This window comes from Marivita lacus, from assembly GCF_014637725.1.
Classification (GTDB): Bacteria; Pseudomonadota; Alphaproteobacteria; order Rhodobacterales; family Rhodobacteraceae; genus Marivita; species Marivita lacus.
Window position 1 is genome coordinate 294,624 of the sequence record NZ_BMFC01000003.1, and the last position, 10,766, is coordinate 305,389.

The 10,766-nt window shown below is 63.7% G+C and carries 12 protein-coding genes; 9 read left to right on the forward strand and 3 right to left on the reverse strand.

Going from position 1 to position 10,766, the window contains the following annotated elements:
* Positions 1 to 4: 4 nt before the first annotated feature.
* Complete coding sequence (locus IEV82_RS09030; protein ID WP_188481684.1) at positions 5 to 1,222, reverse strand: cytochrome b/b6 domain-containing protein; 1,218 nt, start codon at positions 1,220 to 1,222, stop codon at positions 5 to 7.
* 148 nt (positions 1,223 to 1,370) lie between these two features.
* Here IEV82_RS09030 and fabD point away from each other — a divergent pair, with 148 nt between their 5' ends.
* The 3 genes from fabD (at position 1,371) to IEV82_RS09045 (ending at position 3,637) form a co-directional block, all read left to right on the forward strand.
* Positions 1,371 to 2,306 (forward strand): ACP S-malonyltransferase, encoded by a 936-nt coding sequence (gene fabD, locus IEV82_RS09035; protein WP_188481685.1) that lies wholly within the window; start codon positions 1,371 to 1,373, stop codon positions 2,304 to 2,306.
* A gap of 90 nt (positions 2,307 to 2,396) precedes the next feature.
* Positions 2,397 to 3,134 (forward strand): 3-oxoacyl-ACP reductase FabG, encoded by a 738-nt coding sequence (gene fabG / locus IEV82_RS09040; protein WP_188481686.1) that lies wholly within the window; start codon positions 2,397 to 2,399, stop codon positions 3,132 to 3,134.
* A gap of 269 nt (positions 3,135 to 3,403) precedes the next feature.
* Complete coding sequence (locus tag IEV82_RS09045) at positions 3,404 to 3,637, forward strand: acyl carrier protein (protein WP_085631956.1); 234 nt, start codon at positions 3,404 to 3,406, stop codon at positions 3,635 to 3,637.
* A 37-nt stretch (positions 3,638 to 3,674) separates the two neighbouring features.
* On the opposite strand, the gene mazG is transcribed toward IEV82_RS09045, so the two are convergent.
* A complete protein-coding gene (mazG, locus tag IEV82_RS09050; RefSeq protein ID WP_188481687.1) occupies positions 3,675 to 4,496 on the reverse strand; it encodes a nucleoside triphosphate pyrophosphohydrolase in 822 nt (273 codons plus the stop codon).
* A gap of 63 nt (positions 4,497 to 4,559) precedes the next feature.
* On the opposite strand from mazG, the gene IEV82_RS09055 reads away from it, so the two are divergent.
* From IEV82_RS09055 to IEV82_RS09080, 6 genes are all read left to right on the forward strand, one after another.
* Complete coding sequence (locus tag IEV82_RS09055) at positions 4,560 to 5,720, forward strand: M20 aminoacylase family protein (RefSeq protein ID WP_188481688.1); 1,161 nt, start codon at positions 4,560 to 4,562, stop codon at positions 5,718 to 5,720.
* A 3-nt stretch (positions 5,721 to 5,723) separates the two neighbouring features.
* Positions 5,724 to 6,686 carry an agmatinase gene (gene speB / locus IEV82_RS09060; protein WP_188481689.1) on the forward strand — a complete coding sequence of 321 codons (963 nt, stop codon included), beginning with the start codon at positions 5,724 to 5,726 and terminating at the stop codon, positions 6,684 to 6,686.
* A 63-nt stretch (positions 6,687 to 6,749) separates the two neighbouring features.
* Positions 6,750 to 7,148 (forward strand): DUF1499 domain-containing protein, encoded by a 399-nt coding sequence (locus tag IEV82_RS09065; RefSeq protein WP_188481857.1) that lies wholly within the window; start codon positions 6,750 to 6,752, stop codon positions 7,146 to 7,148.
* Between the two features lie 37 nt (positions 7,149 to 7,185).
* Positions 7,186 to 8,235, forward strand: a complete 1,050-nt coding sequence (gene prfA / locus IEV82_RS09070) for a peptide chain release factor 1 (protein ID WP_188481690.1) — start codon at positions 7,186 to 7,188, stop codon at positions 8,233 to 8,235.
* Positions 8,232 to 9,080 (forward strand): peptide chain release factor N(5)-glutamine methyltransferase, encoded by an 849-nt coding sequence (prmC, locus tag IEV82_RS09075; protein ID WP_188481691.1) that lies wholly within the window; start codon positions 8,232 to 8,234, stop codon positions 9,078 to 9,080. The genes prfA and prmC overlap by 4 nt, the downstream gene beginning before the upstream one ends.
* Before the next feature lie 206 nt (positions 9,081 to 9,286).
* Positions 9,287 to 9,865: a DUF4167 domain-containing protein gene (locus tag IEV82_RS09080; protein WP_188481692.1), complete on the forward strand. Its 579-nt coding sequence runs from the start codon at positions 9,287 to 9,289 to the stop codon at positions 9,863 to 9,865.
* A gap of 63 nt (positions 9,866 to 9,928) precedes the next feature.
* On the opposite strand, the gene rsmA is transcribed toward IEV82_RS09080, so the two are convergent.
* A complete protein-coding gene (rsmA, locus tag IEV82_RS09085) occupies positions 9,929 to 10,765 on the reverse strand; it encodes a 16S rRNA (adenine(1518)-N(6)/adenine(1519)-N(6))-dimethyltransferase RsmA (RefSeq protein WP_188481693.1) in 837 nt (278 codons plus the stop codon).
* Position 10,766 lies beyond the last annotated feature (1 nt).

Consider the following 10,766-nt stretch of genomic DNA (forward strand, 5'->3'; position numbering starts at 1 on the left):
GATTTCAATTGTCGGGCGTGCCGCCGCGCGTCGCCACAAGGTCCACCGTCACGCTGACCTCGAAGCCAAGCTGGCCCTGGTCCGTCATGCCTGCGCCGATATTGAAGGCGCGGCGATCCAGAACCGTTGTGCCCTGCACCCGCGCCGTGTCCCCGTCGAGCGTCAGATCGAAGGGCAGGGATACCGGTTCTTCGACGCCGCGCAGGGTCAGCGTGCCGTCTGCGACATGGCCCTTCTCGGTGGTCAGGATGTCGGCGCTGAACCGGGCGGTCGGGAATTGCGTGCTGGCAAAGTAATCCGGACCCATCGCCTGCTGCGTCACCGATCCCAGCGTGAGCGATTGTATCGCGATCTCCACATCGACCGATCCGGCCACCCCGGAGGACACGGTTTCGTCAAAGCTGATATCGGCGGTCCAGTCGGCAAAGCTGCCGGACACTTCCGAGCTCATCTGGCGCACGGTGAGGCCAAGGCTGCCTTCGGTCACCGCCCAGTCGCTGTCCACCTCCTGTAACGCCGGGGCCTCGGCCGCGGTGGCCTGCCCGTCGTGGAAGACACCCAGCATGTTGCCGATGCCGATTGCCGCTGCCCAGACCGTGACCGCCAGAACCGGAGGCATCAGCTTGCCGTGTCGCTTGACCAAAGGGGCCTGACCCACGCAGCGCCCCGGCAGCATGCGTGCCAGCGTGTCGTCCTCGTCGATCACCGCGTGTTTGATCGCCCCCGCGATGTGCAGGGCCAGCGACAGGATCAACACGCGCTCGAACACGATATGCATGCCCGCCGCGATCTCGGAGACGGCAAGGCTTTCGGGCACCAGCGGCAGGTTCTGGCCAAACGGCCACCAGATCGGCGCAAAACCTTCGGTCGCGGCGTGGTGAATCCAGCCGGACAAGGGCACCAGCACCAGCGATCCGTAAAGCAACCAGTGCACGATCTCGGCCAACAGAGTCTCGGTCCGGCGATCGGGATGCAGGGGCGCGGGCTTTGGCTGGCTCAGCGCCCAGAGGATGCGGGCCAGCGCCACGAAGAACAACGTGACGCCGATGGTCTTGTGCAGCGAGAACAGCCACGCCTTGTCGGCCAGCTGCTCGGCCGTGTCGTAGGGCAGGTCATTGGCGATGATGCCCAGCGGGATCACGGCAAGAATGCCAAGCGCGGTCAACCAGTGAAAGGTCTTGGCGACAGCGCCATATTGGGCGGTGGTATTTGCGACGGGCATAGGGTCGGCTCCGGACTGAATAACGTGCGGAACAGCTATCGTCTGGGACGCGCGGTGCAATCTTCGCCAACGCACACAAAGAGTGCAGCAACGTTGCGTCGCTGCGGAACGGGCTGTAATGGCATGCCCAACACATCAGGAGGGTGCCGTGAGCCGAGCTTTTCTATTCCCCGGACAAGGGGCGCAAACCATCGGAATGGGCCGCGATCTGGCCGACGCCTACCCGGAGGCCCGTGCGGTGTTCGAAGAGGTGGACGACGCGCTCGGTGAAAAGCTGAGCGCGCTGATCTGGGAGGGCGAGATCGAAGCGCTGACCCTGACGGCCAATGCACAACCGGCGCTGATGGCGACCTCGTTGGCCGCGATGCGCGCGCTCGAGGCGGAGGGCGTGAGTGTCACATCTGCGGCTTATGTGGCCGGACATTCGCTGGGCGAATATTCGGCGCTGACGGCGGCGGGCGCTTTGTCGGTGTCGGATGCGGCGCGGCTCTTGCGGGCACGAGGAACGGCCATGCAGGATGCGGTTCCGGTGGGTGTGGGGGCCATGGCGGCCATCCTGGGTCTGGGGCTCGAGGACGTGCGCGCCGTGGCCGAGGCGGCAGCACAGGGCGAGGTCTGTGACGCCGCCAATGACAACGATCCGGGGCAGGTGGTCGTCTCCGGCCACAAGGCGGCTGTGGAACGCGCCGTCGATCTGGCGAAAGAGGCGGGTGCCAAACGCGCCCTTCTGTTGCCGGTCAGCGCACCGTTCCATTGTGCGCTCATGGCCCCTGCGGCCGAGGCGATGGCCGACGCGTTGGGCCAGGTGACGATCAACACGCCTGCAGTCCCGGTTGTGGCGAATGTGCGGGCCGAAGCGGTGAGCGACCCCGAGACGATCCGGGCGCTGCTTGTCGAACAGATCACCGGGGCCGTGCGCTGGCGCGAGTCGGTGACGTGGATGGTCGGGCAGGGTGCAGATGAGTTCTGGGAAATCGGTGCGGGCAAGGCGCTGATCGGCATGGTGCGTCGCATCGAGCGCGAGGCGGCGACGCGTGCCGTGGGCACGGCGGCCGATGTGCAGGCGGCAATCCGGGACACCTGACACGCCCCAGAATTTTATGGCGGGCGTTGAGAATCTTCGTACGAAGATTCTCGGGCGCGAAGATTAAATTATGATGAAAAGGACCACGACATGTTCGATCTGACAGGCAAGACCGCGCTGGTGACCGGCGCTTCGGGGGGCATCGGCGGCGAGATCGCCCGCGCCCTGCACGCAGCCGGGGCCACCGTCGGCCTTTCCGGCACCCGCACCGAACCGCTCGAGGCGCTGGCGGCTGATCTGGGCGAGCGCGCCCATGTGCTGCCCTGCAACCTCAGCGATCCCGAGGCCGTGGCAGCCCTGCCGAAACAGGCGGTGGATGCCATGGGCAGCGTCGATATCCTCGTGAACAATGCAGGGATCACCCGCGACAACCTCTTCATGCGCATGTCTGACGACGAATGGCAGTCGGTGATCGACGTGAACCTGACCGCCACGTTCAAGCTCTGCAAAGGTGTGCTGCGCGGCATGATGAAGGCGCGCTGGGGCCGCATCGTCAACATTTCCTCTGTCGTCGGAGCGACCGGCAATCCGGGGCAGGGCAACTATGCCGCCGCCAAGGCTGGCATGGTCGGCATGTCCAAATCCCTGGCCTACGAGGTCGCCAGCCGTGGCATCACCGTCAACACGGTCGCTCCCGGCTTCATCGAGACCGCGATGACCGACAAGCTGACCGATGACCAGAAATCGGCGATCCTGACACAGATTCCCACGGGTCGCATGGGCACCCCCTCAGAGATCGCGGCGGCAGTTCTTTATCTCTCCAGCCCCGAGGCCGCCTATGTCACCGGCACCACGCTGCACGTCAATGGCGGGATGGCAATGCTCTGATTTCACAGGGGAAACGCTGATTGTGCAGGTGCAGAAATGCCTGATATCACAAAGGTTTTCCCCTGCACGAGATTGTGTTGAAAGCGTTTGCCATCCCGATTCCATGTGCTATAGCGGCGCAGGTTTTGGACCTGCCCTTTCGATTTCGGGCCGTTCCGGTCTTCGGCGTTCGACCGGGGCGCAAACCACCGCCCGCAAGGGTACGATAATTTCCGCCCGGGCGCGGGCTAACCCGGCCTCCGCGCCGACGAAACTGTGAGGAAGAAAACATGAGCGACGTCGCAGATCGCGTTAAGAAAATTGTTGTCGAGCACCTTGGTGTCGAAGAGGACAAGGTTGTTGAGAACGCGTCGTTCATCGACGATCTCGGCGCCGACAGTCTCGACACCGTCGAGCTGGTCATGGCCTTCGAAGAAGAGTTCGGCATCGAGATTCCGGATGACGCGGCCGAAACCATCCAGACCTTCGGCGATGCGGTGAAGTTCATCAACGAAGCGCAGTAAGCGGTTCGAACTTCGGCATTTTTAAACGCGCTCTGCTTCAGGGCGCGTTTTTCTTTTGCGCCTTCTCCACGGCCTTGGCGGCGTCCCAAAGCGCGTCCATTTCCGCCAGATCGCTGTCGGCGGGAGTCTTGCCCTGTGCGGCCAGCGCGGCCTCGATACTCTCAAAACGGCGGGTGAACTTGGCATTGGCAGCGCGCAGTGCCGCTTCGGGGTCAAGCCCCATGTGACGGCCAAGATTGACCATCACGAACAGCAGGTCACCGAATTCCTCGAACCGCTCTGCCTCGTCCTGAACCTCGCGCAATTCCTGCGCCTCCTCGACGATCTTGTCCAAGACCTCGTCCGTGGTGGGCCAGTCGAACCCCACGCGCGCCGCACGGTTCTGCAGCTTGATCGCGCGGGACAGGGCGGGCAGCCCCTTTGCCACACCCGCCAGAACGCCAGTCTCGGCCTTGCCCGCGCGTTCCGCCGCCTTGATCTGTTCCCAGTCCTGCACCTGTTGTTCGGCGGATTTCTCTCGGCTTTCATCGCCGAACACATGCGGATGCCGCGCCACCATCTTGTCGCTGATGGCGTTGGCCACATCGTCGAAGCTGAACATCCCGGCCTCTTCGGCCATCTGGGTGTGGTAGACCGACTGGAGCAGCAGATCGCCCAATTCGCCCTTCAACTCGCCCCAGGCTTCGCGCTCGATGGCATCCGCAACCTCGTAGGCTTCCTCGATCGTGTAGGGCGCGATCGACGCGAAATCCTGTTCGATGTCCCAGGGGCAGCCGGTTTCTGGGTCGCGCAGCCGACGCATGATTTCAAGCAGCCGGGGCATCCCGCCCTTGGGATCATGGATCAGGTCATCGGACATTGCAGGCCTCCGTGCTTCGGGATTAGATGCAGGGATGCGGCATCAGACCGAGGGAGTCCAGACATGGCCATCATCAACCGGATCGGCGACTATGCCGAGGACATGAAGACATGGCGGCGGCATCTGCACATGCACCCGGAACTGAGCCTTGATTGCTTTGAGACGGCGGCGTTTGTCGTTGAACGCCTGAAAGAGTTCGGGGTCGACGAGATCCACGAAGGCATCGCGCAGTCCGGTGTCGTGGCGTTGATCCGAGGGCAGGGGGACGGTCCGGTCACCGGCCTGCGCGCCGACATGGACGCCCTGCCGATGGACGAGATCACCGGGGCCGATTGGGCCTCTACCATCCCGGGCAAGATGCATGCCTGCGGCCATGACGGGCACACCACGATGTTGCTGGGGGCCGCGCGCTACCTTGCCGAAACCCGCAGGTTCAAGGGCACCGTCGCGCTCATTTTCCAGCCCGCCGAGGAAACCGTGGGCGGCGGGCGCATGATGGTCGAAGAGGGCATCATGGACCGCTTCGGCATCCAGGAGGTCTACGCGATCCACACCGATCCGTTTTCCGAGGAAGGCCAGCTGCGCACCTGTTCGGGGCCGATCATGGCGGCGGTGGATGATTTTCACATCACCGTGCGCGGCGTGGGTGGCCACGCGGCATATCCATCGTCCTGCAGGGATCCAATGCCCTGCGCGCTTGCCATCGGACAGGCGCTGCAAACCATCGTGTCGCGCAACACCGACCCGCTCCTGCCGCTGGTGGTGTCGCTGACCATGATCTCGGGCGGCACGGCGACCAACATCGTGCCCGAAACCGTGTCCATGTCCGGCACCGTGCGCAGCTTTGATCCGGATCTGCGCGACATGGTGGAACGCCGCATCGCCGAGATTGCCCACGGGCAGGCCGCCAGCTACGGCGTCGCAGCCAAGGTCGATTACGTGCGCAACTACCCGGCCACCGTGAACCACGAGGCGCAGGCCGAATTTGCCGGACGCATCGCCAGGGACGTGGTGGGAGAGGCCAGGACCATCACCGATCTGCGCCCCGAAATGGGGGCCGAGGATTTCTCGTACATGCTCGAAGCCCGCCCCGGTGCGTTCCTGTTCCTTGGGCAGGGGGTTGGCCCGTCCTGCCACCACCCGGCGTTCGATTTCAACGACGACGTCGCCCCCATCGGCGCGTCCTTCTTTGCCCGCCTCATCGAAACACGGCACGGAGTGTGACCCATGGCGCTTGAAGACGCGAAAACCCAGATCGATCACGCATTCACCCGCGACGACCTGAAAGGCGCCAGTTTCGAAAACGCCTTTGCGGGTGCCACATCCTTCCTGCGGCGGCGCTACACAAAGGATCTGTCCGAGGTGGACATCGCCGTCACCGGTGTGCCCTTCGATCAGGCGGTGACCCACCGCACCGGCACCCGCTTTGGCCCCCGTGCCATCCGCGAGGCATCCACCCTGCAGCCCTACGACATGCCCTATGGCTGGGGCTACAACGTGCTCGAGGAATTCGCGATTGCGGATTATGGCGATCTGGCCTTCGACTATGCCAAGATATCGGAATTTCCCGAGACGCTGAAAAACCATATCGCTGGCATATTGGCGACCGACACCGCCACGGTCACGCTGGGGGGCGATCACTCCATCACCCTGCCGATCCTCGAAGCCTACGCCGAGAAATACGGGCCGCTCTCCTTGCTGCAGTTCGACGCCCATACCGACACATGGGTCGATGATGACATGGACCGCATCGACCACGGTACGTTTCTCTACAAGGCGGTCAAGCTGGGTCTGGTCGACCCGAGCCGCTCGGTCCAGGTGGGCATCCGCACCGACAATCCCGACACGCTGGGCTTCAACATCATCGACGCCCGCGAAATGCACCGCTCCGGCCCTGACGCCGTGGCCCGGAAAATCCGCGAGATCCTCAAGGATTACCCGACCTACCTCACCTTCGACATTGACTGTCTTGATCCAGCCTTCGCGCCGGGCACGGGCACGCCGGTCTGGGGGGGACCGTCAAGCGCCTATATCGCCGTGATCCTGCGAAATATCGCCGGGATCGAACTGATGGGGGGCGATGTGGTTGAAGTCAGCCCGCCATTCGATACATCAGGGATAACGGCAATGGCGGGTGCGCATGTGGCGACAGAGATTCTGTCGCTTTGGGGATGGACCCGGCGCGCCTGAAGTTCAGTAAGCGGGATCAGCGGGCAGGTGCCCAATATCGGCAAGGATAAGGGCGTCGTGAAAATGTTTTTCTGGGCCGTGGTGCTGATTGTTGTGGCGGGTCTGGCCTGGATCAGGTTCGCCCCGTCGGACCCTGCCGTCTGGCATGTCGATCCCCAGGTCACGGCGGATCAGGATCTGGCAGGCGGCGTGCGCCGTCGCATTCCGGCCGAGGATGGCACCTTCGCCGAACTCGACCGCATCATCCTTGCGACCCCGCGCACCGAAGTGCTGGCGGGCAGCGTGGACGAGGGCAAGGTGACCTATATTTCGCGCTCGAAATGGATGGGGTTCCCCGACTACACGACCGTGATGAAGAACAAGGACATCCTTGAACTTTTCGCCCGGTCACGCTTTGGCCAGTCCGACCTTGGTGTGAACAAGGCCCGCGTCGAAAACTGGCTCGACCAGCTGGACCAATAGGCCTTGACCGGACCGCGTTGATGCTCGACAGAACCGCATGATCCCCGAAGACCGCCTGCACCAGATCACATCGCGTTTTGAATACCTCGAGGCCCAGATGGCCGAAGGGTCGGGCGATATTGCCGCAATCGGCAAGGAATATTCCGACCTGCGCCCGGTGGTCGAACAGATCGCCGAGTGGAAACAGGTGCGCGCCGACATCTCCGATGCCGAGGCGATGCTGTCCGACCCCGAGATGCGCGAACTGGCACTTGAGGAGCTGCCCGATCTCAAGGCGCGGCTTCCCAAGGTGGAACACGCCCTGCAGTTGGCGCTCCTGCCGCGCGACACCGCCGATGCACGGCCCGCAATGCTCGAGATTCGCCCCGGAACGGGCGGCGAAGAGGCAGCACTGTTCGCCGGTGACCTTTTGCGCATGTACCAGCGCTATTCCGAGGCGCGCGGCTGGCGGTTCGAGATCATCGAGGAACAATCGACCGAGATCGGCGGCATCAAGGAGGTCGTGGCGCACATCACCGGCACGAACGTCTTTGCCCGGCTGAAATACGAATCCGGCGTACACCGCGTGCAGCGCGTGCCCGAGACCGAATCGGGCGGGCGTATCCACACCTCTGCCGCCACCGTGGCGGTCCTGCCCGAGGCCGAGGACGTGGACATCCAGATCAACGCAAACGACCTGCGCATCGACACCATGCGCAGTTCCGGCGCGGGCGGGCAACACGTCAACACCACCGATTCGGCGGTGCGCATCACCCACATCCCCAGCGGGATCGTCGTCACCAGTTCCGAGAAATCCCAGCACCGCAACCGCGAGATCGCGATGCAGGTGCTGCGCACGCGGCTCTTCGACATGGAGCGGCAAAAGGTCGATGCCGAACGCTCGGCCAATCGCAAATCGCAGGTCGGCTCGGGCGACCGTTCCGAACGCATCCGCACCTACAATTTCCCGCAGGGGCGCCTGACCGACCACCGCATCGGCCTCACGCTCTACAAGCTGGACGCGGTGATGGCGGGTGATCTCGACGACATCATCGACGCGCTTGCCGCCGATGCGCAGGCCACACTGCTGGCCGAGATGGGGGCATGACCGGCACCGACGCGCTGACCCGGGCGGTGGCGCAATTGCGGAACGCAGGGATCGACGATCCGGCCCGCGATGCGCGTCGCTTGTTGTCGCATGTGTTGGGCATCGCGCCGGGACGGCTGACGCTGGTGTTGCCCGATCTTCTCGATGATGCACAGGCAGCACGGTTTTTCGCGCTGATCGACCGTCGGACAACCCGCGAACCGGTGTCGCATCTGACCGGCATCCGCGCCTTCTATGGCCGTGACTTTCATGTCACACCCGCCGTCCTTGATCCGCGGCCAGATACAGAAACCCTGATCGAACAGGCGCTTGCGGGCGAGGTCTCATCTGTTCTCGACCTTGGCACCGGATCGGGCTGCATCCTTCTGACGCTGCTCGCCCATCGCCCCTTGGCCCAAGGCCTCGGCACCGACCTGAGCTCCGAAGCGCTGACTGTTGCCAAGGACAACGCAACCCGGCTGTCGCTGCAGGACCGCGCGACATGGGCGCAGGGCGCCTGGTTCGACGCGGTGCCGCCCGGCGCATGTTTCGACCTGATCGTGTCGAACCCGCCCTATATCGCTTTGAATGAAATGCCCGGTCTCGCGCCCGACCTTGCCTTTGAGCCGCGTATGGCGCTCACCGACGAGGCGGACGGGCTCAGCGCTTATCGTGCCATAACTGGTGGCGCGACCCCGTTCCTTGCCCCACAGGGTCGCCTGCTGGTCGAGATCGGCCCCACCCAAGGGCAGGCGGTGGCAGAGCTTTTCCGCACCGCGGGTCTTGCAAATGTGACCCTGCATTCTGATCTGGACGGCCGTGACAGGGTGGTATCCGGCGTAATCCTGCCACGAACCGACCGATAAGGACAAAAATCCGATCAGTTCGACGCAAATTCTGCTTGTAAGCTGGGGTCGGACATGATTACTCAGAGTCATTGCAGCGGTCGAGGCTGGTTTGCACCCCTCTCGCGCGATTGTAAGCCCAAACATGGATGCTTTTGCATAAGACCCGCGCACAAAGCGCACACAGCAATCGCAAAAACAGCTGAAAGAAGGCTGGAAAGTAACAAATGCGTTCTTCAAACAAACGTTCGCGGAACAAGAACAACCGCAACCGTCCGAATACCGTCGGCAACGTCGTCAACCGTGTGTTCGACAGCTCCGGCCCTGATGGCAAGGTGCGCGGTACTCCGCAACAAATCATTGATAAATATAACCAACTCGCGCGCGACGCCCAGCTGAGCAATGACCGCGTGAATGCGGAAAACTTCCAGCAGCACGCAGAGCACTACATGCGCATGCTCAGCGAGGCGCAGCGCGAACAGGATGCCCGTCGCGAGCAGGACACCCGCCGCGAACAGCAGGAACGCGAAAACCGCGACCGCCAGTCACAGCGTGACACCGAACGCCCCGCGCGTCAGGAGCAGGATGCGGCCCCGCAATCCAGTAATGATCCTGCCGAGGCACCGCAGCCCGACGTGATCGACCGCGGCGACGATACCGCCGACAGCGGATTGGTGGAAACGCCGGAATCCAAGGCCGAGGAAAAGCCGAAGAAACCGCGTGCGCCGCGCAAGCCGCGCAAGAAACCCGAACCCAAATCCGAAGATGCGCCTGCGCAGGAAACGACTTCTGACGCTGCGGAATAAAGATCAGGACAGAATGACGCTCAGGCCGGGGGACATCCCCGGCCTTTTGCGTTTCAGTGGCTGTCAGGCCAGCTGGCGTGCCAAGGCGCAGAACTGTTCCAAAGACACCCGTTCGGCCCGTTCGGTCGGTGCGATGCCCACGGCGGTCAGGTGATCCTCGATCTCGGGCGACAGTCCCTTCAGCGAGGCGCGCAGCATCTTGCGGCGCTGGTTGAACCCGGCGGCAACAATGCGCTCCAGCAGCTTGGGATCGGCGTCAAAGCGCGGTGCGGGCAGGGCGCGCAGATGCACGACGGCGGAACTGACCTTGGGGGGCGGCGTGAACGCCTCGGGGGGCAGATGCATCACGATCTGCGCGTCACAGCGCCATTGCGCCAGCACTGCCAGCCGACCGTACGCCTTGTCGCCCGGCTTGGCGATGATGCGTTCCGCCACTTCTTTCTGAAACATCAGCGTGAGACTGCTCCACACCGGCGGCCACACGGCAGGTGTCAGCCAGCGCACCAGCAATTCGGTGCCGACGTTGTAGGGCAGGTTGGCGCAGATCGCGATGGGCGGCGTCAGATGCGCCAGTGCATCCACCTGCAGCGCGTCGCCCTCGATCACCTCAAGCCGTCCGGGATAGGCCGCAGCGATCTCGGCCAGCGCGGGCAGGCAGCGCGGGTCCTTCTCGACCGCCAGCACCTTGCGCGCGCCCTCCACCAGCAAGCCGCGGGTCAGCCCGCCCGGGCCGGGGCCAATCTCGAGCACATCCGTGCCGCTCAGATCGCCCGCCTGACGCGCGATCTTGGCGGTCAGGTTCAGGTCGAGCAGAAAGTTCTGCCCCAACGCCTTGCGCGCGCTCAGCCCGTGTGTGGCGATCACCTCGCGCAGCGGGGGAAGGCCGTCGATCATCGCCATT